Raw genomic sequence first — 25,749 nt, forward strand, 5'->3', positions numbered from 1 at the left:
CGGCTGACCGTGACCATGGAACTGAACCCCTCAGCGCCCCGCAAGGAACCATAGTCGACGCAGCAGGACAAATAAGACTAAGCCTGTCCCCGCAACCAAATCAACAAAACGCCCGTCAGGCCAAAAGCCGGCGGGCGTTGCGCGTTTGGGACGCCTTGCCGTCGATTCTCCCATCAATGTAAGTTGTCTCTGACGTTTCCATGCGGCGGAAATTGCCCATCTGTTGCAGCGTCCTGCAACAGGTCGCCGAATAGGCGTCACGCCATGATGCGGCCGCGCGATCGGTTTTTCTCGGCCGCCGCGAGCAAGTCGACGAAGGCGCGCACCTTGGCTGGCCGGAACCGGGCCGGCGGAAAGACGGCATGGATGCCGCCGGTGGGCAAGCTCCAGTCGGCAAACACCGGCACCAGCCGTCCCTCCGCGATATCGTCGCTGACGCTGTAGTCGGGAAATACGCCCAGTCCGATGCCGGCGAGCACGCAGGCATGGGCGGCGGGGCTCTTGTCGCACATGATGATCGGATTGAGTTCGGTCAGCACTGTTTCACCATCCCTGGTAAACAGCCATTGGCCGATGCCGCGCAATTGGGCGTTGCCGACCCAGGCCAGCGATCTTGCCTGGCGCGGGCTGACGTCGGGCGGCAGGCTTGCCGCGAAGGCGGGGCTCGCCACCACGGTCTGCCGTATCGTGCCCAGGCGACGCGCCTGGTTGGAGGAATCGGCTAGCCAGCCGACGCGGATGCCGAGATCGATCTGCTCCTCCACCAGATTGCTGACCGCGTCATCGAAGATCGCCTCGACGCGCATATGCGGATAGGCCTTCAGATAGGTGGCCATGACCGGGGCCACGATCTTGGTGCCATAGTCGAGTGGCGCGGTCAGCCTTAGTGTTCCGCTCGGCTCGACCGCTCCGTGCGAGATTTCGCCATAGGCCGCCTCAGCCTCGCGCAGGATGATCATCGCGCGATCATAGAAGAGGCGACCCTCTTCGGTCGGCGTGACGCGCCGTGTGGTGCGCTGAAGCAGCGTCGCGCCCAGTTCCTCCTCGAGCTTGCCGATCTGGTGACTGACGACGGCCTTGGCGACACCGAGCCGGTCAGCCGCTGCGGTGAACGAGCCGGTTTCCATCACCGTGGTGAAGTAGGCAAGACGATTGAGGTTCAGAAGTTCGGCCAAGGCGACAGCCTTTTGTCTGACTAGATCAGACAGTTTGTATTATTGGACGCTGTTTATCGCAAGGCTGTCGCCTGTCATGGATGCGCCAACACATTCGACCGGTCGATGGCCGGTCTTTCCGCACCAGGATGGCAGCGATCGTGAGCAATTCAGAAGTGACCTACCTCTTCGATCCCCTCTGCGGCTGGTGCTATGGCGCCACCCCGATGCTGGACAAGCTCTCGGCCCGCGGCGTGCGTGTCGAGCTGCTGCCGACCGGCCTGTTCTCGGGTGCGGGCGCGCGTCCGATGGATGAAGGTTTTGCCGCCCACGCCTGGGTGAACGATCAGCGCATCGAACGGCTCACCGGACAGAAGTTCACGCAGGCCTATCAGCACAACGTCCTCAATGTCCGCGGCACCTTGCTGGACTCCCACGCCGCCACACTCGGCATCAGTGCTGCCGGACTGGAAGATCCCTGCCGTAGGCTCTTCGCGCTGAAGGCGATCCAGCGGGCGCGCTATGTCGACGGCCGCGATATCGTGACGATCGACGGCGTTGCCGAGGTGCTCGCCGCCGCCGGCATGAGGGACGCCGGCGACCTGCTGAAGGCGCCGACGGAAGGCCTGATGACGGCCCACCGCGAGCTGGTCGGCCGTGGCCGCGCGCTGTTCCAGCGCCTGCATGCCGATGGTGTGCCTGCTCTGGCGGTCATCCGCAACGATGCGCCTCGGCTCATCGGTTCGAATGCATTGTTCGGCAGCTTCGACAACCTCGTCGCCCACATCGCGGCGTGATCCATCCACCAGCAATCTCCAACAAGGAAACGGAAAAAGACATGGCAAAAGTTGCTCTCATCGGCGCATCAGGCGCTGTCGGTTCGCGCCTTCTCAGGGAGCTCTCCGATCGCGGCCACACGGTCACCGGCATTGCCCGTAACCCGGAAAGGATCGCGGCGCTGCCGGGCGTGACAGCCAGGAAGGGCGATGTCTTCGACAAGGAAGGTCTCGCCAACCTGATCCGCGGCCATGATGTGGTGATCAGCGCCGTGCATTTTCTGGACAGTGACGCCGACGCGCTGATCGCTGCCGTGCGCGCCTCCGGGCTGAAGCGCTATCTCATTGTCGGCGGCGCCGGCAGTCTCGAAGTCGCGCCCGGCAAGCGTCTGGTCGATACGCCGGAATTCCCGGCGATCTACAAGGCTGAAGCGCAGAAGGGCGCCGACTTCCTGGACAGGCTGAAGACCGTCGGTGACCTCGACTGGACGTTCCTGTCGCCGTCCGCCATGTTCATTCCTGGCGAGCGCACCGGCCAATTCCGCCTCGGCAAGGACACGCTTCTTGCTTCGGACAAGGGCAGCAGCATTTCGTTCGAGGACTACGCCATCGTCATGGTCGACGAGATCGAAAAGCCGGCGCACGTCAGGCAGCGCTTCACCGTCGGCTACTGATCGAACGAAGGCTCAACCGATCCCGGCCGATGCCAGGCGCATCAAGGCTTCGCGGACATCGACACGCCGATAAGATTCGGTGACGACGCCGTCCTTTCTCAACTCTTGGCGGCGGCGTTCGACGAAGGCGCGTTCCTCGCTGGTCAAGTCGTGCTCGCGCTTGCGGAGCCAGTCTTGGTAGGACGGATCAACCTCCTTGACCGGCTTGGCAGCCGTCGAAACCGACGTGGGCCGGCTGTCGGTGTAGCGAGGCCGCAAGGCGCTGTTGGGATTGTATTCTGTTCGCTTGTCGTTGCCTGAAATGATCAGATCGGGATCCACTACGCGGCCCGACGGGCTATAGACGAATGCCGAAGCGATGCGGTCGAGCGCCGCATCGACTTCCTTCGGCCGATGCACGACCTCGCGCGGCTGGCGATCGGGAACGGCCAACCTGGTGATGCCGCGATCATTGATGGCGTCGAGAACCTCGCGGTGATCGCGCGAGGTGATGACCTCGCGCCGGGCAGGCCAGAAATCGTAGGGCGCGTGCGCACCGAAGCCCTTGCCGATGTGGAAGGCATAGATTTCCGGGTAGACGGTCAGTTCGGTGCGTCGGCTCGGCTTGACATCGTAGAACGAGGTGATGGCGATCTGCAGCAGATGGGTCGCGCCGATGCCACCAAGCGCATCGTCGATCACCAGGCCGAACCGGTCATGCGGGTTCCAGTCCGGCAAGGCCTGCGCGATCGACGCCGGCTTGCCGTCGATCTCGACGTCGAACATCTCGGCCCTCAGCAATGTCACGACATGCATTGTCGTCTCCCCTCAATGAGGCGTTGTCCGCCGATTCGCGCACCCGATCAGAGCAAGGAAGGGCCCGACTGTCATCTTGTCAGGCTTCTTTCGAACAGCGTCGGCGTTGCCGACGTCCTTCAGTTCGGTGAGGCGCGTCCAGCATCGTCTGCCTCCTGATCGCCGGCCCTGTTGGTCAGCGCGATGTGGCAGCAGCCGGAGCCGTGGCCCGGCGTCCAGGTGACGTTGTCGAAACGCACGCCCGTCGCCTCGAACAGGCCGCGGTCGAAGGCGCCGGCAATACGGCAGAGCGTGGCAAGTTTTTCATCGCCGACGCCGGCCTCGACCCAGGCATCCTTCAGCGGGCAGCGTTTGACCTTGAAGGCGATGCGGTTATCGTTTCGTTCGACATCGGTTGGATACATGCGGCCGCCGTCAGGGCTGATGGCCAGGAAGGCTTCGCCGATCGCGCGAGCATCGTTGGCGCCGAAGCTGGCGAAGGCGGCTGCGGCCACTTCCTTGCCGCGCTGTTGGATGGCGCGGATCATGATCGCTTCGGCTCGTTCCGGACCGAGCTCTCCCGTCAGTTCTTCGAGGAACAGACGATAGAGATCGGCGCGGTTGCGAAAGGCGGAATCGAGTTCGCGCGACAGCTTTTCGGCTCTGGCTTCGGGGTCGGTCATGTTGGGTCCTGATTTGCTGTTTGACCATGATCTTGTTCCGAAAACCGGATCCCACTTTTCGCCGGCGTGGTCCTTCGGTTCGGGGTCATGTTCGGGTCCTGTTCAATCTTGGCGCAGCCGCCACCAAAGCCTTGCCAATGGCAGATTGCGGCGCGTCGATGACGGTCCGGGCATCGCCGCTCTCGGCAATTTGGCCGGCTTCGAGGAGGACAACGCGGTGGGCGATCGCCCGGACGACGCCGAGATCATGTGAAATGAAGAGATAGGCGATCCGTTCCTGGCGTTGCAGGTCGAGCAACAATTCAAGGATCTGCTCACGCACCGAGACATCGAGCGCCGACACCGCTTCGTCGAGCACGATCAGCGACGGCTTTGTCGCGATGGCGCGAGCGATGGCGACGCGCTGCCGCTGGCCGCCGGAGATTTCATGGATGGCGCGCGGGGCGATATCAGCGGTCAGCCCGACGCGCTCCAGCAAGGCGGCGATGCGGCGCGGGCGCTCGGCGCGGGCGGCGATTCCATGGATACGCAAGGGGTCGTCGAGCACACGCGCCACCGTGGCGCGCGGGTTGAAGGCGGCAAGCGGGTCCTGGAACACCATCTGCAGGCGGGCGCGTCGCGCCCGGAGTGCTGCGCCACTCAAAGCCAGGAAATCATTGCCTTCGAATTCGATACGGCCTGCATCCGGTTCGATCAGCCGCAGCACCAGCCGCGCGATCGTCGATTTGCCGCTGCCGGACGGTCCTGCCAGCGCCAGCGTTTCGCCGGGGTCGATATGAAAGGAGACATCGTCGACGGCGGCAATGGTCTTGCCSCCGCGACGGTAGCTCTTGGTGAGGTTGGAAACCGTGAGCAAGCTCATGCGTCGAGCCCGGCTCGGTTGAGCAGCGGCGTCGCGTCGAGGCCTATATGGGCATCGAGCAGCGTACGCGTATAGGCTTGGGTTGGCGCACCAACGATCTGTGCCGTCATTCCGAGCTCGAGCAGTTCACCATGACGGAATACGGCAATCCGTTCGGCAAGCTCGGCCGCCAGCGCGATGTCGTGGCTGATGAACAGCAGCGTCATGCCGTCCTCGGCCACCAGCCGCCGGATCAAAGCGACGATCTCGGCCTGCACGATGGTGTCGAGCGCGCTGGTCGCCTCGTCGGCGATCAGCAATTTCGGACCCGCCGCAATCGCGGCGGCAATCGCCACTCGCTGCTTCTGGCCGCCGGAGAGTTGATGCGGGAAGGCCCGTAGGGCCGAGTCGGGGTCCGGCAGGCGAACGCGTTCAAGCAAGCTCTTTGCCTTCGCGTACGCCTGCGGCCATGTCAGGCCGAGATGGGTGTATGCCACTTCCGCGATCTGCTTGCCGACAGCCATGACGGGATCGAGGCTGGCGGACGGATCCTGGAAGACGAAGCCGATGTCTCGGCCGCCGAGGGGTGCCTTGGCACCAGAGGATGGCGACGATGGCAAAAGCCAGTCAATGCGGCCTTCGACCCTGGCAGACTGCGGCAACAGTCCGGCAATCGCCAATGCCAGCGTGCTCTTGCCCGAACCGCTTTCGCCGATGATGGCCAGGCGTTCACCAGCGACGATGTCGAGGTTGATAGTCTTCAGCACCGCAACCTCGTTGCCGTCGCGGCGGTAGGTCACCGTCAGGTCGCGGATAGAAATGAGCGTGGTCACGACAGGCCTCTTCTGACGGCTGTCGTCTCGATGACGCCTTCGCCGGCGAGATAGACGCCGAGCACGGTCAGCACCAGCGCTAGGCCCGGGACGATCGACAGGAAAGGTGCGGTGCGCAGCACGGCACGGCCTTCGGCGATCATGCCGCCCCAGGTGACGCGGTTGGGATCGCCCAGGCCAAGGAAGGACAAGGCTGCCTCGGTGAGGATCGCTGCGGCAACGATCACCGATGACATCGCCAGCACCGGCGGCAAGGCGTTGGGCAGCACCTCGCGAAAGGCGATCGCCAGCGGATGCATGCCGATGGCGCGGGCGCTGGCAACATAATCGCGCTCGCGAATGGAGAGGACTTCGGCGCGCGCCACACGCGCCGGTCCAGTCCAGGTGCCGAGCGCGATGGCAATCACGACGATGCCGAGCGACGGTCCGACGATGCTGACGAAGGCCAGCGCCAGCAGGAAGCTAGGCACGGTCTGGAAAGCGTCGGTGATGCGCATCAGCACCTCGTCGACGAGGCCGCCGGCAAAGCCGGCCAGCGTGCCAACGACAGAGCCGATGGCGAGCGCTGCCGCCGCTGCCGCGAGCCCGACGGCCAGCGAGGTGCGGGCGCCGTGGAACAACTCGGCCAGCACGTCGCGGCCGAGCCGGTCGGTGCCGAGCGGTAGCGACCAGTCCTGAAACGGCGGCAGCAGCGCTGGTCCGGCGATGGCTTGCGGGTCGCCGGGAAACAGCAGCGCTGCCGACAGCGCCATGGCAATCAGCGCCGCCAGGAGGACGGCGCCGGCGACAGCCTCGGGTGTGCGCAGAAAACGGCGGAGCGGGCTCATGCGCCGGCCTCGCCGGCGCCGACGCGCGGATCGAGAAAGGCATAGGCGATGTCGACGAGCAGGTTGATGACGATGACCAAGACGGCGCTGGTGAGGATAATCCCGAGCAGCAGCGGGGTATCCCGCGCGGCCACCGCTTCCTGCGCCAGCCGGCCGAGGCCGGGCACGGAAAAGACGCTTTCGATGACGACGCTGCCGCCAAGCATCTGCGCCGATTGCAGCCCGAGCATGGTGACCAGTGGCAAGAGTGCGTTGCGGGCGACGTGGGCGAGCACGATGCGGCGGCGCGACAACCCCCTGGCGCGGGCGGCCAGCACAAAATCCTGCCGCCAGACTTCGGCCATGCCGGCACGCATCATGCGCAGATAGAGTGCCAGATAGATTAAGCCCAGCGCCGAAACCGGCAGGACGAGGTGGATGGCGATGTCGGCGGCGCGGTCGAGGCCGGCCTTGTCGGACGCCAGGGTCTCGATACCGCCGATCGGCAACCAGCGCAGGTCGACGGCAAAGACGACGATCAGCACCAGGCCAAGCCAGAAACCCGGCACGGCATAGAGCGCCAGCGAGCCGATCGACAGAAAGCGGTCGCGGACGCTGCCCGGCCTTGCGCCGGCATAGATGCCGAGTGCCGAGCCCAGCCCAAAGGAGAGCGCGGTGGCGCTGACCATCAACAGCAGCGTGGTGGGCAGCCGCTCGAGGATCACGTCGCGGATCGGCCGGGAGAACGTCACCGACTGGCCGAGATCGAGATGCAGCAGCGCCCAGAGATAGTTGGCCAGCCGCGTCAGCTCCGACTGGTCGAGGCCCCAGCGATGACGCAGGAGTTCGATCATGCCGGCGTCGCCGCCGGTCGAGACGATGTAGGCGTCGACCGCATCGCCGGCTGCTGCTTCGAGCAGCAAGAAGGTGCCGACAACGACGATCAGCAGCACGAAAATGCTGCCGACCAAGCGACGACGAAGGAGAATGAGGGCGCGGGTCATGGCGGCCTCGATGGCAGGGCACTGAGCCGTCTAACAAATGTGCCGCGCCTGGCCGGCGCGGCCAGCCAATCTCCCCCCATGAGGGGGAGATGTCCGGCAGGACAGAGGGGGGTATCGTAGAGCTCGACGTCTGTCCGTGCATCTACGACAGTTTCGCCGCTAACTTTCATCCGCGCGACTGTGTCACGATTCCAGATAAGTGTCCGCCCAGTTCGACACCGCCCAGCGCGGGTTGTTGGCGATGTTGCCGACGGTGTCGCGGGCGACGCTGATGAAGCTCCATTCGGCGACGTTGATCAGCGGCAGGTCGGCGGCCACCTGTTTCTGGAATTCCTTGTAGAGGTCGGTGCGGGCAGCGGTGTCGAGCGTCTCGGACGCCTTGGCGATGAGCGCATCGAGCGCATCGTTCTTGTAGCCGCCCTGGTTGGAGAACGGCACGCCGTCGGGAATGCCGCTCTGCACCAGGATGGTGGTCGAGATCGCCGGGTCGCCGCGGAACACGGGCGGGCCGACGGCCAGGTCGAAGGCGTGGTCGGTGTAGACGGCCTTGATGTGCGCGGCCGAGTCGTTGTTGACCAACTGGGCGTCGATGCCGATGGCGGCGAGTGCCTGGCGCAGATAGTCGCCGAATTGCTTGGTCTCGTTGAAATAGGGCGCCGGCAAAAGCTTCAGCGAGAAACGGTTGCCGTCGGCGCCTTTCTTGTAGCCGGCCTCGTCGAGCAGCGCGTTGGCCTTGGTGACGTCGAAGGCATAGGTCGGCACGTCGGCGGTGTAGAATTGCGGATCGTTCTTGGGCACCGGACCGGTGGCGGTGGCGGCATAGCCGAGGAACACCGTCTTGACGACGAAATCCTTGTCGATGGCATGCGCGATCGCCTGGCGCACCTTGAGGTCGGCGAGCTCCTTGCGGCGATGGTTGATCTCGACGACGAGCTGATAGGTCAGCCCCTCATAGCCCTTGGAGATCACCTTGAGGCCCGGCACCTTGGAGATGCGATCGAGGTCAGCCAGCGGCACGGCGGAAAAGGCGGCAAGCTGGATCTCTTCGGCTTCCAGTGCGCTCGCCGCCGACGTGCGGTCGGGCAGCACCTGATAGATGATCTCGTCGAGATATGGCTCGTCCTTGCCCCAGTAATCAGCGTTCTTCGTCAGCCGGTAGTACTGGCCGGCCTTGTATTCGCCGAACTTGAACGGCCCGGTGCCGATGGGCGCGTTGTTGGCCGGGTTGTCCTCGATCTTGCCCACCTCGTAGATGTGCTTCGGCACGACGCTGCTCAGCGCCGGCAGCGCGTTGCGGATCAACTGGAACGGCGTCGGCTTGGCGAATTTGAACACGGCTGTGAGATCATCCGGCGTGTCGACAGCGGCGAGATCCTTGAACACGGTGCGGCCGAGGTTCTGCAGCGGCTTCCAGACCTGCAGCGCCGAGAAGGCGACATCGGCGGAGGTGAACGGCTTGCCGTCATGCCATTTGACGCCGTCGCGCAGTTTGAACGTGGCGGAGAGCCCGTCGGCAGCGCCTTCCCAGCTCAAGGCCAGCCGTGGCGCCAGCCCGTCCTTGCCGTCGAAGGAGGCTTCAGCCAGCGTTTCGACGATCTTGCTGGAGATGAAGAAGACGCCGTTGGAGGCGACGATCGCAGGGTTGAGGTTGCGCGGCTCGGAATCGGCGGCAAGCACCAGGCGCCCACCCTTCTTCGGCGTTTGCGCCCAGCCGAATGTCGGCATGGCGGTGGAGGCCAGCAGCAGTGCCGAGCTGGCAAGCATCTGGCGTCTTGAAATCGTGAAACCTGACATGATCGAACTCCGTCCTCTCCGCGACCCGGCCGGGTGCGCCATCCCCTCGAACGCTGGCGAGCCCGCCAGCATCCTTGCGGTGGCGATTATGAGCCTTGCCAAGGGTTTCGCCAGAGACGGAATTGGCGCATCCTCGCTTGGCTTTGAAATTTTCGTCCGCTGGACCAGTTTGGAGGAAGCGGTTCAATTCGATCGATCTGGTAGGACCAGATTTTATTGAATGCGCTGACATAACGTGATGGTGAGATTGAAGCAGGCCATTTCCTGTGTTTCTGGCTAGACCAGAACGAGCAAAATGGTGCAGGTTTGATCCACAGCCAAGGGATCGATAGCAAATAGCCGGCGATCTCAGGCAATCAGGGAGAGAGAGATGAACATTGCTCCGGGCAAGAGTGCCGTCAGCAATATCCCATTCGACCAGGCAAGGGTCGACCGGCTGATGGAGGAGGCCGGCATCGATGTGCTGCTGGCAACCTCCAAGCACAACACGCAGTATCTGCTGGGCGGCTACAAGTTCATCTTCTTCGCCGCCATGGATGCGATCGGCCACAGCCGCTATTTGCCTGTCGTCATCTATGAGAAGGGCGGACCCGACCATGCCGCCTATATCGGCAACCGCATGGAAGGCGCCGAGCACCAGAACAACCCGTTCTGGACACCGACCCTGCACGCCGCCTGCTGGGGCACGCTCGATGCTGCCAATCTTGCCGTCGAGCACCTGCGGAAGATCGGCAAAACGGGTGCCCGCATCGGCATCGAACCGAGCTTCCTGCCGTCGGACGCCTACACGCTGATCCGCAAGGCGCTGCCGGATGCCAAGCTGATCGATGCGACAGCCATGCTGGAGAGCATGCGCGCCATCAAGACCGATGCGGAGCTGGAGAAGCTGCGCACCGCTTCCGAACTGATCACCGATTCCATGCTGGCCACAATCGCTTGGGCAGGCGAAGGCACGGCCAAGACCGAGATCATCGAGCAGCTGCGGCGCGAAGAGACCAATCGCGGCGCGCATTTCGAATATTGCCTGCTGACGCTGGGCTCCAGCCACAACCGCGCCGCCTCACCGCAGGCGTGGACGAAGGGCGAGGTGCTGTCGATCGATTCCGGCGGCAACTATCACGGCTATATCGGCGACCTCTGCCGGATGGGCATTCTGGGCGAACCGGATGCCGAACTCGAAGACCTGCTGGCTGAGGTCGAGACGGTGCAGCAGGCGGCGTTCTCCAAGGTCAGGGCGGGCACGCTGGGCGGCGATATGATTTCGTACGCCGAGGGCGTGCTGAAGGCCTCGAAGGTCGCGGCCTATACGGATTTCTTCGCCCACGGCATGGGGCTGATCACGCATGAAGCGCCGTTCCTGATGACCAACCATCCGGTGACCTATGAAGGCACCTATGCGGCCAAGCCGCTGGAAAGGAACATGGTGCTGTCGATCGAGACGACCATGCTTCACCCGACGCGCGGCTTCATCAAGCTGGAGGACACGGTTGCCGTGACCGACACCGGCTATGCCATGTTCGGCGACCGTGGCCGGGGATGGAACAGGGGTGGCGCTTCATAGGCGGATGGCAGGTGCTGTCCGGAAAACACTATTTGTCGCCCGGCGGCAGCAACCTGAAATCCGGCAGTTCGCGCAGCACCAGTTCCGGCCCGGCCGGTGAATAGACGACGAAAAGCTGCATCGGCCCGTCGCCGGTGTTAAGCGTCGAGTGAAAGCGGCTTTCGGGCACGTAGATGGTGCAGCCGGGGCCGACCTTCTCGACCACCGGATTGCCCTTCTCGTCCTCGACCATCTGCTCGCCGTTGCCTGAAATGATGAAGATGATTTCCTCCGCGCCCGGATGGTTGTGGCGCGTGTGGCCCTTGCCGGAGGGCAGGTCGACCACGCCACCGGAAAAGCGGGTTGCGCCATTCACCTCGGGCGCCACGGTCAGCGCCAGCCTGCCCCAGTCGAAGCCGAAGGCGCTGACGTCCTTGGGGTAGACAAACATCTTGCTCTTGTCGGTCATCTCTCATCATCCCTTCTTTTTCTTCTGGTCATGAAGCGTGACGGCCTTGAAATCGGCCGTCTGCTTGGCGATCGCGGCTTCCGCCGGCAGTCGTTCCATCGAGCTTGCACCATAGAAGCCGTGCAGGCCCTTGCAGCGGTCGAGGATATAGCGCGCGTCATCCGGCATCGAGATCGGCCCGCCATGGCAAAGCAGGATGACATCCTTGCGCACTGAACGGGCTGCATTGGCGATGGCGTCGATCTCGACAACGCAGTCGTCGAGCGACTTGGCGGAGGTGGCGCCGATCGAGCCGCCGGTCGTCACCCCCATATGGGCGACGACGATATCGGCGCCGGCTTTTGTCATGGCGCGGGCCTCGTCGGGATTGAACACATAGGGCGTGGTCAGGAGATCAACTTTGTTCGCCTCGGCGATCATCTCGACCTCGAGCCCGAAACCCATGCCGGTCTCCTCGAAACTTTGCCGCATCTGACCGTCGAACAAGCCGATGGTGGGAAAGTTCTGCACGCCGGAAAAGCCCATCGCCTTCAGCTCGGCCAGAAGCAGCGGCATGATGACGAACGGGTCAGTGCCGTTGACGCCGGCCAGCACCGGCGTCTTCTTGACCACCGGCAGCACCTCATAGGCCATTTCCTTGACGATCTCGTTGGCATTGCCATAGGCGAGCAGTCCGGCGGCCGAGCCACGCCCGGCCATGCGGTAGCGGCCGGAATTGTAGATGATGATGAGGTCGATCCCGCCGGCCTCCTCTGCCTTGGCCGACAGGCCGGTGCCAGCGCCGCCGCCGACGATCGGCACGCCCTTTTCGATCATTGCCCTGAATCTCTTCAGTATGTCCTTGCGCGGTATGGCGGGCATGTCCTGGATCTCACTGTCTGGCAATGTCGAGAAAGGCCGCAACCGCGGCCTTGGCGAATTCGAGGTCGTTGATGTGCAGCGGCAGGCGTGTCACGCGGCGCATGTCGTTCGGAGGGATGGTGCGCTCGATGGCTTCGAACAGAACGGCATCGGCCTCTGGATCGAAGAAAGCACCGCCTTCGATGTCGAGCGCCGAGATGCCTTTTTCCGGAATCAGAAAATGCACCGGCCCCGCGCAGAGGGCGAGCCTGGCGCCGATCCATTCGCCGATCGCGCGGCATTCCTGTGCCGTGGTGCGCATCAGGGTGACGTTCGGATTGTGCTCGTACACCAGTCGTCCGCGATAGTGCTCCGGGATAGTCGAAGGTGCCCAGAAGTTGACCATGTCCAGCGCGCCGACCGAGCCGACATAGGGCAGCCCGGTGCGGGCGATCGCGCCGAAGCGGTCCTCCGTCGCCGGCAGCACGCCGCCGAGCAGGAGGTCGCAGACCTCCGTCGTGGTGATGTCGATGACCCCGGACAGCAGGCCGCTGTCGGCCAGCTTTTCCATGCTGCGGCCGCCGGTGCCGGTGGCGTGGAAAACCATGCAGTCATAGGTCGAGCGAAGCTGGTCGGCGATGGCGGTCACGCACGGCGTGGTGACGCCGAACATGGTGAGGCCGATCGACGGTTTGCCATCGGCCGGCGGCGCCGGCCGTGCCGCCATGCCGGATATGGCCTGGGCCGCGTTGTGCAAGACGACACGGGAAAGCCGGTTCAGCCCAGCCATGTCGGTCACCGACGGCATCATGACGATGTCGGAGACATCGACATAGGGAGCGGTGTCGCCGGAGGCGAGCGTCGAGACCATGATCTTGGGCAGGCCGAGCGGCAGGGCACGCATGCCCGACGTGATGATCGAGGTGCCGCCGCCGCCGCCAATGCCGATCATGGCGGCGATGTCGTTTCGCGATTGGACAAAGCGGGCGAAGGCGACGCCCATGGCGGCGACCGCGGTGCCACGGTCATTGCCGCCGAGCACCGCGTCACGACCGCCGGGGTGATGGCCGGCAACGTCCTTCGCCGAGATGTCCACGGCGATGGTTGCGTCACGCGTCCCGACATCGACGCGCGAAACGATGGCGCCTGTGGCGGCTATCGCATCCGCCAGGAACGCGAGTTCCTCGCCCTTGGTGTCTGCGGTGCCCACCACATAGATGCGCTTCATTGCGTTCCCCAATCCAGGCCGGCGCAATGCTGCGCCCCACCGCTCATTGCCAGGCCGCTCGACGATGCGAAGGTCATTGCAAATTTTTGAGACGCGCGTATCGTATTGACATGGATGTCTCACGTCAACAATCCACAGCAGGCGAAGACGCCGAGCGAGGAAGCGGCCGAGCGCTAGAGCGTGGACCGCGCGCACGCACGAAACGGCTGATGCTGGAGACTGCGACAAGGCTGATGCAGGCGGGCGTCACGCCGTCGGTCAGCGAGGTTGCCGAAGCGGCAGAAGTTTCCCGCGCGACCGCTTATCGCTATTTTCCGAGCCAGGCGGCGCTGGTCCACGCGGTGGTCGACGAAGGGCTAGGCCCGATACTCGAGTGGCGATCCGATTCGTCCGATGCCGAACGCCGCGTGGCGGAGTTGATAGACAGCGCGATGCCGCGCATCGAGGCCTTCGAGGCAACGTTCAAGGCAGCGCTGAAATTGTCGCTGGACCAATGGGCGCGCGGGCAGGCAGGCACGCTGGGCGGCGAGCCACCCTTCACCCGTGGCCATCGCATGGACCTGCTGGTGGATGCGCTTGCGCCACTGAGGGGCGAGCTGCCGCCGCGCGAATTCGAGCGCCTGGCGCAGGCGCTGTCGCTGATTTTCGGCGTCGAACTGCTGATTGTACTGAAGGACATCTGGGGCCTGGACAGCGGCAAGACCCTGGCCGTCGCCCGGTGGGCGGCCTCAGCGCTCGTGCGCCAGGCGCGACTCCGGACGCCATCCTGACCAGGGGTGGTGGCGGCGTGAGTTGGGCATGGAGGAGGCTGGACGAAGGCGGATGCAGAATATGAGACTTCTCCCGACGCGGACCGGATTGGGGGGTCGTCGAGGGCAATCCGGGGCGGTCGCCGCGGTAGCTCGGAGCGAATCTGGTTCGACCAGATTTGAAGGTCGGCGATTTCAGTGATTTTGGGGATTGGCGTTTTGCGAACGGGATGAAGGTGGAGAATTGCCAAAAATGAAGGAAATACCAGCATATAGCGGACGTTTTCAGCTTATTTTGGTGACGGCAAATTTTAAGAAAGCGCTTGACGAGCATCTTAAATTGGTAATACCAGATTAGGAAAGAAAAGGCGGATCGGGAATGACAGCCGCAGTCCATTTCGGCAGGGCGAGGAGGATCACACGGATGGCGCGTGTTCCGTCCGCACGAGGTGGCGCATCGTGACGCAGACGTCGCCTCGCGCCAGTGCCGGCAAGGGGATTGCGCTGCGCCTCGATGGGCTCAGCAAAGCCTATGGATCCGTGCGCGCCATCAACGACCTGAGCTTCGCCGTCGACGAAGGCCGCTTCTTCGTACTCTTCGGGCCGAGCTCGGTTGGCAAGACGACGACGCTGCGCACTATCGCCGGCCTCGTCCAGGCCGACTCCGGCACGCTTGAGATCGGCGGCCGCGACATGACCCATGCGCCGATCGCCGGCCGCGGCATCTCGATGGTCTTCCAGTCTTTCGCGCTTTACCCCCACCTCACGGTCTACGACAATCTCGCCTATCCGCTGCGCGAGGAGAAAGTCGCGCGCGCCGAGATCGACAAGCGGGTGAAAGAGACCGCCGAGATCCTGAAGCTGACACACCGCCTGAAGGCCAAGCCGGCAACCCTGTCCGGCGGAGAGCAGCAGCGCGTCGCGCTCGGCCGCTCCCTGATCCGCCGGCCAAGGATTCTTCTCCTCGATGAGCCGCTCACCAATCTCGACGCCAAGCTTCGGCACGAGACGCGCGCCGAGCTGAAGCGGCTGCACCGCCAGTTCGGCATGACCGTGATCTATGCCACGCCCGACGAGCTCGAGGCTCTCTCGATGGGCGAGACGATCGCCGTCATGCGCGATGGCGGCATCGTCCAGATCGGCACGCCGGACGAGCTTTACGAGCAGCCGATCCATACCTATGTCGCCAGCAAGATCGGCTCGCCGCACATGAATCTGTTCACGGCCTCGGTGCGCGCCGACACCAGGTCTTTCGACACGCCGCTCGGGACTCTGGTTCCGGCGACGGCGCCAAAGACTGCCGATGCCGGCGAGGCCGCGCTGATCGGCATTCGCCCGAGCGACATTCGGCTCGCCGCCAAGGGCGAAGCCGGGGTTGCCTCGAAGGTGCATCTGGTCGAACCGCTCGGCGACATCACGATCGTCTCGGTCGAGGCCGGCGGCGAGATGTTGCGCATGGTGCTGCCGGAAGCGATCGCCGCCAGCATCAGGACCGGCGATTCGGCATCGATCGCCATCGATAACAGGAAAATCCACGTCTTCCGCGCCGTGAGCGGCCAGGCAATGACCTGACGCGAACGGCGAGAAGCAATCCGGTTAACCAAGGGAGGAAACGCGAATGACGGCGATGACCAAAGTGAAAGGGCTAGCGACAGCCGCAAGCTTCGCTGCCACGCTACTGGTGGGAGGCGTGACCTATGCCTCTGCTGAAGAAGTGACGTTGACGATGGCGGTGCCGGATTGGCCCCCGACCCGCATTATGAAGAAGTTCTTCGACGAGCAGTACAAGCCCAAGTCTGGCAATACCGTGAAGCTCGATGTCGACTTCATTCCGTGGCCGGATTTCTACACCCGCGTCAACGCCTCGTTGACCTCGGGCGAAAAGAAGTACAACTTCATCGTGTCGGACTCGCAGTGGCTGGGCGCCTTCGTCGAAGGCGGCTACTTCCGCAAGATCAACGATCTCATCGATGCCGACCCGGAACTCAAGGCGACGATGGAGTCGATGCATCCCGCCGTGCTCAACGCCTACTCGACCTATCCCAACAGCACGCCGAACTACTACGGCTTCCCGCAGTTCCCGGACGTGCTGGTCACCTACGGCCGCAAGGACGTGCTCTGCAACGACGACGAGCAGGCCGCCTTCAAGGCGAAGTACAATGAGAAGCTGCCCTGCACCGGCGAAGAAATCGACGCCATGGACTGGAACACGTTCGAGCATGTTGGCGAATTCTTCCAGCGCAAGAAGGGCGACAAGCTCGCCGGCCAGGTGCTGGATGACGATTTCTACGGCATCGCCTATCAGGCAGGCAAAGGCTACGACTTCTCGACGAGCTCGGTCCACACGTTCGTCTGGGAGCATGGCGGCGGCATCTGGGATGAAACCAAGGCCCCGACCGGACATGCCGAAGGCGTCGTAAACTCCCCGAAGTCCATCGAGGGCATGGAGCATTTCCTCAAATTGCTGAAGTACATGCCGCCGGTGGTCAAGACCGGCACCATGGACATCTTCGTCTCGGACCAGTTGTTCCGTGAAGGCAAGGTGGCCATGAACATCGACTGGATCGGTCTCGGCGAAGCCTCGCTCGATCCCAAGACGTCGAAGGTTGCCGACAAGCTGGTGTTCGGATTGGCGCCAGGCCTGCGCGGCCCCGACGGCAAGGTGAATCGTACGTCACAGATCGGCGGACAGCCTTTCGTTCTCACCACCTGGACGACGCCTGAGCAAATCAAGGAAGCGGTGGGCTTCGTGAAGTGGTGGCTCTCGCCCGATATCCAGCAACAGTTCGCCGCCGCCGGCGGCCAGTCCGCGATCAAGTCGGTCTACAGCGATCCGAAATACGTGACCTATCGTCCGTGGGACCGCGCCTGGGCGAACTCGCTCGACTGGCAGAAGGACATGTGGCACGTGCCGCAGTTCTTCGAACTGCTCACCCAGCAGCAGGACCAGTACGACCTAGCCATCACTGGCAAGCAGGACGCCAAGACCACCCTGGATAACATCGCCAAGTTCCAGGAGGACCTCCTGAAGAACGCTGGCCTTATCCAGTAACCTTCCGACATAGCTGCGGGGAGCGGGCAAAAGCCGCTCCCCATCATTGCCACGCCAGGCGCTCCATATTTCGGACTCCCATGACCGCTGTTTCAAGCACGCTGCTGACACCACGCCTTACCGCGGTTGTTGCCCACAACTGGAAACTCGCCATCGCTGTCGCTGTCGTCGTGTCGGCCATATCAATGGCGGGCTTGCCGGCGGCTGTCTCCTTCTGGGTGGTGGGCGCCGCGGCGGCGTTGGTCGCGGCCGCATTTACCGTCAACGCGTATCGCCGCCACTACTTCGGCGCCCTGCTGGTCGCTCCGGCAATCGCCGTTCTGTTTGTGATGAATATCTTCCCCCTGCTGTGGTCGCTGGGCCTTTCGTTCTTCGCCTACCAGGCAAACCAGCAGACGATCCGCTTCGTCGGACTCGGGAACTACGTCCGGATCCTTACCAACGATCTCGCTGCTCACGCGACTTGGGGCGCGCTGATCAATACCGCCATGTTCGTCGTGTTCACCGTCTCCGCGCAGATGATCGTCGGCTTTCTGCTGGCCATCCTGTTCGCCAAGCAATTTCCGCTGCGCAAGTATTTGTTGATCCTGGTGCTGACACCGATGATGCTTTCGGTTGTCGCCTCTGGCGTGTTCTTCACCTACTACTATGACCCGACATTCGGGATTCTCAGCTACGTCATCAATTCCATCTCCGGCAATCAGTTCATCCTGATGAGCAACAAAGTCGGTGCCGTGGCGGGAATCGTTTTCGCCGACGCATGGATGTGGTCGCCCTTCGTCATGCTCCTTGTGCTGGCGGGCCTCGTCTCGGTGCCGAAATACCTTTACGAGGCCGCTGCCATCGACCGTATTTCCAGCTGGCGGCAATTCTGGATGATCACCTTCCCCTACATCCGCGGCCTTCTGATGTTGGCCCTTCTCTTCCGCACCATCGAGGCATTTAAGCTGGCGGATCTCGTCATCCTCCTTACCAAGGGCGGCAACGACACACTGACGATCTCCTATCACTTGATCCGCATCGCCAACGAGCAGAACAAGACGAGTGAGGGCGCGGCGATCTCCTATCTGATGCTGTTCATGGTGATCGTTCTCACCAACCTCTACCTGTACCTCGCAAACCGCCGTACGCAAGGAGCCTGACCCGTGGCCGAATCGATATTGGGAAAGCTCGGCTTCGGCAGGGCCAGCGGAGTAGACAAGGCCGGCTGGGGGCGGACGCTCGCCGTGGCCGTCGTCGCCTTTATCTATTTTCTGCCGGTGCTGTTCATCATATTCACCGCCTTCAAACCGCAGGGCGACGCGCTCCTGGTGCCTCCGACGCTGTCGCCCACGTCGCTGTTCGGCTTGATTCCGGACCATTTTGTGTTCAAGCCCACGCTCGAAAATTTTGGGTCCGTCTTTTCCCGCTCGATGACGCCGGACGGTGCCCCGGAAGCGACAGGATTCGACCGTTATTTCTTCAACTCGATCTTCATCGCCTCGGCGTCGGTGCTGCTGGCGCTGGTCATCGGCACCCTGGCGGCCTTCGGCTTCTCGCGCTATCCGCTGAAAGGCAATGACACCTACCTGTTCATCATCCTGACCACGCGCATGCTGCCGGCGATTGTGGTGATCATTCCGGTGATCCTGATGTTCCGCGTAGTGGGCCTGTCGGGCTCGTATCTCGGCATCATCATGCTCTACACCGCCTTCAACCTGGCCTTCACCATCTGGATGATGAAGAGCTTCTTCGATGAATTGTCGCCAGACGTCGAGGATGCCGCCCGCATCGACGGATCGTCCGGAATGCGGGTGTTCTTCAAGATTTGCCTGCCCCAGGTCATTGCCGGGCTCGCCGCCACGTTCGTGTTCGGCCTGATCCTCACCTGGAACGAGTTCCTCTTCGCCCTGTTGCTCTCGGGGCCCGACACGAGAACGGTCCCGGTCGCCATGAACCAGGCCGTGTCGTCGGGTGGACGCGGCACCGACTGGACTTTGCTTGCCGCCATCGAAACCCTGTTCCTCGTCCCAGTCTTCCTGGTCACCTTCTTCTTGCAAAACCATCTGTTGCGCGGCGTTACCTTCGGCACCGTGAAGCGCTGAGATGTCAACCATCGAACTCCGCAAAGTCACCAAGCGTTTCGGCTCCTTCACCGCGGTCAAGGACGTTGACCTGTCGGTGGCCGCCGGTGAGGTCGTCTGCCTTCTCGGCCCGTCCGGCTGTGGCAAGACGACGACCCTGCGCGTCATCGCCGGGCTGGAAAGCGTCACTGACGGCGAGGTCGTCATCGCCGGCAAGGTGATGAACAACCTGCCGCCCGAAAAGCGCGACATCGCCATGGTGTTCCAGTTCTACGCGCTCTACCCGTCAGCATCGGTCGGCGAGAACATCGCCTTCCCGCTCTATCATGACGGCATTTCCAGGGCTGAGCGGACTGCCCGCGTCAACCGCGTCGCCGCGATCCTCCACTTGGAGCACGTTCTCGACCGGCTGCCGAACCAGATATCCGAGGGCGAAAAGCAGCGCGCCGCCATGGCCCGCGCCATCGTCCGCGACCCCAATTGCTTCCTCTTCGACGAGCCCTTGTCGCGTCTCGATGTCGAACTGCGCCAGAGCATGCGTGGCCAGATCAAGGAAGTGCTGCAGGGCCTCTCCAAAGCGACCGTGATCGTGACCCATGACCAGCTCGAAGCGCTCACCATGGCCGACCGCATCGCCATCATGAAGGACGGCCTGATCGAGCAAGTCGGCTCACCGCACGAGGTTTTTGCCAAGCCCGCCAATGCTTTCGTGGCGAGCTTCATCGGCACGCCGCAGATGAATCTTCTCGAGGCCGACCTCAAGACCTTCGCCGATGGCACGGCGGAGATGGCCGTGGCCGGCATTAATCTGGCGATCCGCACGGACGCGGCGGTCGCGCGCCYGCAGCCCGGCAAGGTGACGATCGGTGTCCGCCCCCGCGCCTTCACCGCGACCGATACGGGGGACCGTGGCACCATCTCCGCCCGGGCCGAGCTCATCGAGCCCATGGGCGCCGAAACCCTTATTCATGCCCGCACGGCGGCAGGCGCCGACATCCGCGTCGTGGTGACGAGAAGCCAGCGGGTCAAGGTCGGCGAGGCGCTGAATCTACGCCCCGATCCCAGGCAAACCCATGTCTTCGATGGCTCCGGAAAGGCGGTGCGGTCATGAGCGACAGTTCTTCCGGCATGAGCCGGGCCGGCGCGTACTGCCTCGAGGTCTTCATCATTGGCCTCGGTGTCATGGCGCTGGTGCTGATCTTCCAACCCTTTTCCATCGGCCTGTACGCGGTCGGCAGCGGTCTCGTGGTGCTTGCCGGACTCATCAACAACCTGCTGCCGTTGGCCCAGCCGGGCGTCAAGGTGCGCAGTGTGGTGACCGTAGCGCTGGTCGTGGCGCTGGTCTTCTGCATTGCGCTGCTGGTTTCGATCACGGCGGCGCATCTCTACGGCGTCTTCTTCCTCAATCCACCGGACCCCAACACTCTCGCCGGCAAGGCGCAGCTCGCCACGCCGCCTTTCTACAAGCAGGCTTTCGTGTGGGAAATCGCCGCCGCGGCGGTGATTCTCGCGCTGGTCGTCACCGCTCTCAACAAGACAGCGCGATGATCAGCAGCTGACGCTATCCGGCAGGTCGCGCTCGCGCCGGTCCGCGACGGTCGGTGTGCGTCGCCCTCTCAACTCTCACGCCGTCATCCTCCGGCTTGACCGGAGGACCCGATGCCGAGATCAAGGACCGCGTCGACCGCGCCGCCCGAACGCTCAGGATCGAGCACCTGCTCGACCGCAAGACCGACAAGCTGTCAGGCGGCGAGATGCAGCGCGTGTCGATCGGCCGTGCCATCGTGCGCAAGCCGCGCGTGTTCCTGATGGACGAGCCGCTGTCGGCGCTCGACGCCAAATTGCGCGAGGCGCTGCGCACGGAACTCAAGAACCTGCAAATGCAGCTCGGCGCCACCTTCCTGTTCGTCACCCACGACCAGATCGAGGCGATGTCGATGGGCGACAAGGTCGGCGTGCTCAACCCCGGCCGCATCGTCCAGACCGGTACGCCTTATGAGATCTACAACAATCCGCGCGACACCAATGTGGCGAGCTTCGTCGGCTCGCCGCCGATGAACCTCATCGACGGCAAGCTGGTCAACGGCCGCGCGGTGATGGCGCCGCTGAATTTTGAACTGCCTTTTTCATGGGGAGCCAAGGCGAGTGCGGCGACCGACGGCCGCCCGCTCGTCTTCGGCATTCGTCCCGAGGATGTCTACCTCGAGAGCGGCGCGCCGGTCGAGGCGCACGTCCACGACCTCGAGAACCATGGCGTCGAAAAGATCCTGACGCTGAGCGTCGGTGACGCGATGTTACGCGCCACGGTGCCGGCCAAGACCGATGTGGCGATCGAACAGCCGGTGCGCTTTGCCTGGAACCCCGACAAGGTGGTGTTGTTCGACAAGGGCAGCGGCGTCAATTTGCGCCACGCGTCATAGGCCGCAACCTCGCTTATTTCGGCAGGTAGGTCTCGTATGGCGTGTCGTTGATGAGCAGGATCACGCATTCGGTGTCAGACAGGCAGGCGTCGTCATGCATCTCATCGGCCTTCTGGGTCCAGTAGGACCCGGGAGGCAGCTCGACCTTGGTCGCTTCGCCGCCTTCCATCTGCCAATGCGCCCACAGCCCCTGGATCACCACCGCGCGATAGTCGGCGGTGTGTGCGTGAACAGGGGCGCGCCAGTTGCCCGGGACTTTCAGCAAAGTTCCCGCCGGGCCCTTGGCGCGGACGCCCCAAAGCGCACCGAGGCGCTGCGGCTGGTCCGGGGCCTCGGCGACATAGGGAATCTTGTCGGTCGGCAGGTAGCTGTCCTCAAGGGCAAAGGCGCTCCCTGAAAACACGAGCATGGCGGCCAGCGCCAGGACCTTCAGATGATTTGACATTGGCTCTCCTCCTGGGCCGACTTGCCGCCGGCCCCTCATTGCTGTGCAATCGCAAGCTATTGCATGCAGTCAGCCCGGCAATGACATTGCGTCCGGAAGGCTTGGCAATTCATCCAATCCGGCAAGCCAGGGATGGGATCGCCTCAACCCTCTTCAGAGGTGCCGTTGGTGCGCAGATGGCTGGGCGCGATGCCGACGATCCGCTTGAACGCCCGGCTGAACGACGCTTCGGAATCGTAACCCAGTCGAGCGGCGACCACCGATACTCTCATCCGGTCGTCCGTCAGCCATTGCCGTGCCTGATGCATGCGTACTCGGGCAACATATCTTGCCGGTGTCTCGTCGACGATGGTGGTAAAGCGTTCGGCGAAAGCCGATCGTGAGGCGCCCATCTCTCGCGCGAGGGCCTCTACCGTCCAGTTCCTGTCGGGCTGCAGATGAATGGCGACCAGCACGCGGCCAATGTCACGATCCCTGATCGCCGCGATCCAGCCGGTGGTATCGCTGCCACTGTTCTCTACCCACGAACGGATGATGGAAGCGGCCAACACGTCGGCAAGCCGCGCCAGCATGCCGCCAGAGCCCGGTCGGTTTAGAGTGACTTCGCTTGCCATGGCTTCGAGCAGATGCGGAATGCCTGGCTCACCCGCCATCAGTTCGTTGGCGCGCATCATATCCGGCATCATGCCCAGCAAAGGGTGCGATCCGCCCAGATTGAAGTGCATGCTGCCGCAAAACAGCAACGTCTTCGGGCCGCTGCCGCCATTCGAGACATTGAAGACGTTGTCCTGCAAAGGCTCGATACTGTAACTCTCGATTGGCACGGCATGGACACCTGGCGCGCTGGCAAGGACATGCTCGGCGCCGCGCGGCAAAAGCAATGCATCGCCGGCCTTCAGGTTCAACCATTCCCCGGATGGCGAAAACAGCCAGCATCCGCGGCGGCCGATGAAGTGAAATCGCGCCGCCTTCTGGGCTGGAAACAACACGCCCCACGGCTCGCCAAGTTCGCAGCGGCCGTAGTCGACGCCGTCCAGCCGCAATCCGCGCAGCATGTCGGTCAGCGGACCGCCCGAGGCCGGCAAGATGTTCCTGGATGAGTTGAAATCCATGCGGATTTCCTAGCCTGAAATGATCAGCCAGTCACGGCCGCCATACGGGCCACCTACGTTAGCCGGCCTGGCGGATATCGGCCTGCTCTTCGGCACGAAGATGGCTGGGCGCCGAGCCAATGACGCGCTTGAAGGCACGGCTGAAGGCGGCATCCGATTCATAGCCGAGACGCGCGGCAACGACGGAGATCTTCATCCGGTCGCGGACCAGCCACTGCCGTGCCTGGTGCATCCTGACCTGGGTGACATATTTAGCCGGCGTTTCTCCAACGATGGTGGCGAACCGCTCGGCAAATCCCGACCGCGAGGCGCCCATCATCCTGGCCAGCGACTCGACAGTCCAGTCGTGGTTCGGTTCGAGATGGATGGCGGCCAGCACGCGCCCGATCTCGCGGTCCCTGACTGCCGCGATCCAGCCGGACGAGTCGCCGCAGCCGCGTTCAACCCATGAGCGGATGACGGTGGCGGCAAGCACGTCAGCCAGCCGCGCCATGATGCCGCCCGAGCCGACGCGCTCCATCGTCACTTCGCGTGCCATCGAGTCCAGCAAATGCGGAATCCCCGGTTCGTAGGCTTCCAGCTCGTGCGTGCGCATCACGTCCGGCATCATGCCGAGCAAGGGATGCAGGCCATCGAGGTTGAAATACATGCTGGCGCAGAACAGCAGCGTTCCCGGTTGGCAGTCCTTGCCGCACATCTCTGCGTTCGACGTGCAGTAGACGTCCTTGCAGACCTCTTCGAGTTCGTAGCCGTGGATCGGCCAGGCCTGGGCGCCGGGTTCGCTGGCCAGCACATGCGCCGCACCGCGCGGCAGCAGCACCGCATCGCCGGCATTCAGCTCCACCCATTCGCCCGACGGCTGCTTCAACCAGCAGCCTCTGCGGCCGATGAAATGAAACCGCGCCCCGGGCTGAGCCGGGAACTGTATGCCCCACGGCTCCTTCATTTCGCAGCGACCGTATTCGACGCCATCGAGACGCAGCCCGCGCAATATGTCGGTTAGCGGATCGCCCGTGATCGGGATTTTGGACGAATGGTCAAACATAATGGGGTTTCTAGCATGGAAACTCCAGGCGGTCACTCCCTATGTTGCGTTGCAGCCAATGCTGCGCTGCAAACAAGATCGAAGACCGGCCACATAGCCAAGCCGAGATGGCAAGGCGTGTAACGGGTGGAGCCCCGTCGGGTCGTTCCCTATGTGGCGCTGCAAACAGATCGGAGACTGACCATGGCCGAACCCGCGACAGGCGTCATCGACGCCACACTTCTGAATCCTGCAGACTCTGATGAACGAACCGAGCCGGCATGGGGTGCCGTGGTCTCGCTGGCGCTTGGTGTTTTCGGCCTCGTCACCGCCGAGTTCCTGCCCGCCAGCCTGTTGACGCCAATGGCGCGCGACCTCGGCGTCACCGAAGGCGTGGCCGGACAAGCGGTGACGGCGACCGCCATCGTCGGCGCTATTGCCGCGCCGACCATGGCCATCATCACCAGGCGCATGGACCGCAGGCTGGTGATGTGGATGCTGACGGCGTTCCTGATCCTGTCGAACCTTCTGGCAACCTTTGCCTCGTCGCTTACCGTGCTTCTGCTTGCCCGGGTCGTGCTCGGCGTGGCACTCGGCGGCTTCTGGGCGATGTCGGCGGCGATGGCGCTGCGGCTGGTGCCGATGCGGCTGATGCCGCGCGCCATGTCGATCATCCTGACCGGCGTTTCGCTGGCGACGGTCTGCGCTGCACCGGTCGGCGCCTATGTCGGTGACATCTGGGGCTGGCGGACCGCCTTCATGATCGCCACCGTCGTCGGCGCCCTGGCGCTGCTGGTGCAGGTGGCCACCATTCCGAAGCTGCCACCCGTGGGCGTGGCAAGCTTCCGTACCTTGCTCGATGTGCTCGAGCGCCCCTCCATCAGGGTGGCACTGCTGGTCGTGCTGCTCGTTGCCTCGGGACACTTTGCCGGCTTCACCTACGTGCGCCCTTTCCTCGAGAAGGTCCCCGTGCTCGACATCGAGACAATCTCGCTGGTGCTTCTGGCCTATGGCGTTGGTGGCTTCTTCGGCAATGTCGCCGGCGGCATCCTGGCCGAACGCAACCTCAAGGCAGCCGTTGCGCTGGCGCCCTTGCTGATTGCGGCGGCGGCGGCCTCGATGCTGGTTTTCGGTGCCTCGCCCACGGTCGCTGCCGCCGCGGTTGCGGCGTGGGGCTTTGCCTTCGGCGCGGTGCCGGTCGGGCTGCAGAGCTGGCTGGTGCGGGCAGCACCGGATCAGGCAGAAAGCGCAGGCGGGCTGATGGTGGCGACGTTCCAGGTGGCGATTGCCCTCGGTGCTGTCTTCGGTGGCCTGCTGGTCGACCATGCCGGCGTGGCCAGCGCCTTCGCCTATTGCGGCACGGCGACATTGCTGGCGGCTGTCGTGGTGTTCCTGCGCGGCCCGAAGCAGGCCGAGTAGCCGTCCGACACACAATTTGGGGATAACTACCCCGACGCCAAGCATCGGC

25 protein-coding genes and 1 pseudogene are annotated in these 25,749 nt (G+C 63.5%); 12 read left to right on the forward strand and 14 right to left on the reverse strand.

Annotation, left to right across the window (positions count from 1 at the left end):
• Positions 1-257 precede the first annotated feature (257 nt).
• A complete protein-coding gene (locus AC1DZU_RS13845; RefSeq protein WP_477285472.1) occupies positions 258-1,175 on the reverse strand; it encodes a LysR family transcriptional regulator in 918 nt (305 codons plus the stop codon).
• A 140-nt stretch (positions 1,176-1,315) separates the two neighbouring features.
• On the opposite strand from AC1DZU_RS13845, the gene AC1DZU_RS13850 reads away from it, so the two are divergent.
• A complete protein-coding gene (locus tag AC1DZU_RS13850; RefSeq protein ID WP_477285474.1) occupies positions 1,316-1,951 on the forward strand; it encodes a DsbA family protein in 636 nt (211 codons plus the stop codon).
• Positions 1,952-1,992: 41 nt separating this feature from the next.
• Positions 1,993-2,604, forward strand: coding sequence for an NAD(P)-dependent oxidoreductase (locus AC1DZU_RS13855; RefSeq protein ID WP_477285476.1), 612 nt, complete (start codon positions 1,993-1,995; stop codon positions 2,602-2,604).
• A 12-nt stretch (positions 2,605-2,616) separates the two neighbouring features.
• Here the strand turns inward: AC1DZU_RS13855 and AC1DZU_RS13860 are convergent, their stop codons facing one another.
• The 7 genes from AC1DZU_RS13860 to AC1DZU_RS13890 all read right to left on the reverse strand — a co-directional run bounded on the left by AC1DZU_RS13860 (position 2,617) and on the right by AC1DZU_RS13890 (position 9,339).
• Positions 2,617-3,399, reverse strand: a complete 783-nt coding sequence (locus AC1DZU_RS13860) for a hypothetical protein (protein WP_477285478.1) — start codon at positions 3,397-3,399, stop codon at positions 2,617-2,619.
• A 119-nt stretch (positions 3,400-3,518) separates the two neighbouring features.
• The gene (locus tag AC1DZU_RS13865; RefSeq protein WP_477285480.1) at positions 3,519-4,061 is read right to left on the reverse strand and encodes an L-2-amino-thiazoline-4-carboxylic acid hydrolase; all 543 of its coding nucleotides are present in this window, start codon (positions 4,059-4,061) and stop codon (positions 3,519-3,521) included.
• A gap of 85 nt (positions 4,062-4,146) precedes the next feature.
• A complete protein-coding gene (locus AC1DZU_RS13870; protein ID WP_477285482.1) occupies positions 4,147-4,923 on the reverse strand; it encodes an ATP-binding cassette domain-containing protein in 777 nt (258 codons plus the stop codon).
• Positions 4,920-5,735 carry an ABC transporter ATP-binding protein gene (locus AC1DZU_RS13875; RefSeq protein WP_477285484.1) on the reverse strand — a complete coding sequence of 272 codons (816 nt, stop codon included), beginning with the start codon at positions 5,733-5,735 and terminating at the stop codon, positions 4,920-4,922. Before AC1DZU_RS13875 ends, AC1DZU_RS13870 begins: the two co-directional genes overlap by 4 nt.
• Positions 5,732-6,562 carry an ABC transporter permease gene (locus tag AC1DZU_RS13880; RefSeq protein ID WP_477285486.1) on the reverse strand — a complete coding sequence of 277 codons (831 nt, stop codon included), beginning with the start codon at positions 6,560-6,562 and terminating at the stop codon, positions 5,732-5,734. The genes AC1DZU_RS13875 and AC1DZU_RS13880 overlap by 4 nt, the downstream gene beginning before the upstream one ends.
• On the reverse strand, positions 6,559-7,545 hold the full coding sequence (locus AC1DZU_RS13885) for an ABC transporter permease (RefSeq protein ID WP_477285488.1): 987 nt from the start codon (positions 7,543-7,545) through the stop codon (positions 6,559-6,561). The genes AC1DZU_RS13880 and AC1DZU_RS13885 overlap by 4 nt, the downstream gene beginning before the upstream one ends.
• Before the next feature lie 183 nt (positions 7,546-7,728).
• Positions 7,729-9,339, reverse strand: coding sequence for an ABC transporter substrate-binding protein (locus tag AC1DZU_RS13890; RefSeq protein WP_477285490.1), 1,611 nt, complete (start codon positions 9,337-9,339; stop codon positions 7,729-7,731).
• Between the two features lie 370 nt (positions 9,340-9,709).
• Here AC1DZU_RS13890 and AC1DZU_RS13895 point away from each other — a divergent pair, with 370 nt between their 5' ends.
• On the forward strand, positions 9,710-10,900 hold the full coding sequence (locus tag AC1DZU_RS13895; RefSeq protein ID WP_477285492.1) for a M24 family metallopeptidase: 1,191 nt from the start codon (positions 9,710-9,712) through the stop codon (positions 10,898-10,900).
• Between the two features lie 28 nt (positions 10,901-10,928).
• On the opposite strand, the gene AC1DZU_RS13900 is transcribed toward AC1DZU_RS13895, so the two are convergent.
• The 3 genes from AC1DZU_RS13900 to AC1DZU_RS13910 are packed head-to-tail and all read right to left on the reverse strand — an operon-like array spanning position 10,929 to position 13,416.
• On the reverse strand, positions 10,929-11,348 hold the full coding sequence (locus tag AC1DZU_RS13900; protein WP_477285494.1) for a cupin domain-containing protein: 420 nt from the start codon (positions 11,346-11,348) through the stop codon (positions 10,929-10,931).
• Between the two features lie 6 nt (positions 11,349-11,354).
• Positions 11,355-12,209, reverse strand: a complete 855-nt coding sequence (locus AC1DZU_RS13905) for a phosphoenolpyruvate hydrolase family protein (protein WP_477285496.1) — start codon at positions 12,207-12,209, stop codon at positions 11,355-11,357.
• A gap of 10 nt (positions 12,210-12,219) precedes the next feature.
• Positions 12,220-13,416, reverse strand: coding sequence for a Tm-1-like ATP-binding domain-containing protein (locus tag AC1DZU_RS13910; RefSeq protein WP_477285498.1), 1,197 nt, complete (start codon positions 13,414-13,416; stop codon positions 12,220-12,222).
• 110 nt (positions 13,417-13,526) lie between these two features.
• Between AC1DZU_RS13910 and AC1DZU_RS13915 the strand changes: the two genes are divergently transcribed.
• The 8 genes and pseudogenes from AC1DZU_RS13915 to AC1DZU_RS13950 all read left to right on the forward strand — a co-directional run.
• Positions 13,527-14,186: a TetR/AcrR family transcriptional regulator gene (locus AC1DZU_RS13915; protein ID WP_477286060.1), complete on the forward strand. Its 660-nt coding sequence runs from the start codon at positions 13,527-13,529 to the stop codon at positions 14,184-14,186.
• 438 nt (positions 14,187-14,624) lie between these two features.
• Positions 14,625-15,737: an ABC transporter ATP-binding protein gene (locus AC1DZU_RS13920; RefSeq protein ID WP_477285500.1), complete on the forward strand. Its 1,113-nt coding sequence runs from the start codon at positions 14,625-14,627 to the stop codon at positions 15,735-15,737.
• A 46-nt stretch (positions 15,738-15,783) separates the two neighbouring features.
• Positions 15,784-17,217 (forward strand): ABC transporter substrate-binding protein, encoded by a 1,434-nt coding sequence (locus AC1DZU_RS13925; RefSeq protein WP_477285502.1) that lies wholly within the window; start codon positions 15,784-15,786, stop codon positions 17,215-17,217.
• Between the two features lie 80 nt (positions 17,218-17,297).
• A complete protein-coding gene (locus AC1DZU_RS13930; protein WP_111548867.1) occupies positions 17,298-18,359 on the forward strand; it encodes a carbohydrate ABC transporter permease in 1,062 nt (353 codons plus the stop codon).
• Positions 18,360-18,362: 3 nt separating this feature from the next.
• Positions 18,363-19,301: a carbohydrate ABC transporter permease gene (locus AC1DZU_RS13935; protein ID WP_095084794.1), complete on the forward strand. Its 939-nt coding sequence runs from the start codon at positions 18,363-18,365 to the stop codon at positions 19,299-19,301.
• 1 nt (position 19,302) lies between these two features.
• Positions 19,303-20,391, forward strand: coding sequence for an ABC transporter ATP-binding protein (locus tag AC1DZU_RS13940; protein WP_477285505.1), 1,089 nt, complete (start codon positions 19,303-19,305; stop codon positions 20,389-20,391).
• Complete coding sequence (locus AC1DZU_RS13945) at positions 20,388-20,828, forward strand: hypothetical protein (RefSeq protein WP_095772406.1); 441 nt, start codon at positions 20,388-20,390, stop codon at positions 20,826-20,828. The genes AC1DZU_RS13940 and AC1DZU_RS13945 overlap by 4 nt, the downstream gene beginning before the upstream one ends.
• A gap of 113 nt (positions 20,829-20,941) precedes the next feature.
• Positions 20,942-21,700 (forward strand): annotated as a pseudogene (locus AC1DZU_RS13950) (ABC transporter ATP-binding protein); the annotation flags it as partial.
• Between the two features lie 13 nt (positions 21,701-21,713).
• On the opposite strand, the gene AC1DZU_RS13955 reads toward AC1DZU_RS13950, so the two are convergent.
• The 3 genes from AC1DZU_RS13955 to AC1DZU_RS13965 all read right to left on the reverse strand — a co-directional run bounded on the left by AC1DZU_RS13955 (position 21,714) and on the right by AC1DZU_RS13965 (position 24,302).
• Positions 21,714-22,145, reverse strand: coding sequence for a DUF4437 domain-containing protein (locus AC1DZU_RS13955; protein ID WP_477285507.1), 432 nt, complete (start codon positions 22,143-22,145; stop codon positions 21,714-21,716).
• Between the two features lie 143 nt (positions 22,146-22,288).
• On the reverse strand, positions 22,289-23,257 hold the full coding sequence (locus AC1DZU_RS13960; RefSeq protein WP_477285509.1) for an AraC family transcriptional regulator: 969 nt from the start codon (positions 23,255-23,257) through the stop codon (positions 22,289-22,291).
• A 58-nt stretch (positions 23,258-23,315) separates the two neighbouring features.
• Positions 23,316-24,302 (reverse strand): AraC family transcriptional regulator, encoded by a 987-nt coding sequence (locus tag AC1DZU_RS13965; protein WP_477285511.1) that lies wholly within the window; start codon positions 24,300-24,302, stop codon positions 23,316-23,318.
• A gap of 183 nt (positions 24,303-24,485) precedes the next feature.
• Here AC1DZU_RS13965 and AC1DZU_RS13970 point away from each other — a divergent pair, with 183 nt between their 5' ends.
• Positions 24,486-25,700 carry an MFS transporter gene (locus tag AC1DZU_RS13970; RefSeq protein WP_477285513.1) on the forward strand — a complete coding sequence of 405 codons (1,215 nt, stop codon included), beginning with the start codon at positions 24,486-24,488 and terminating at the stop codon, positions 25,698-25,700.
• Positions 25,701-25,749 lie beyond the last annotated feature (49 nt).

Source organism: Mesorhizobium sp. P2_A12 (assembly GCF_056405075.1).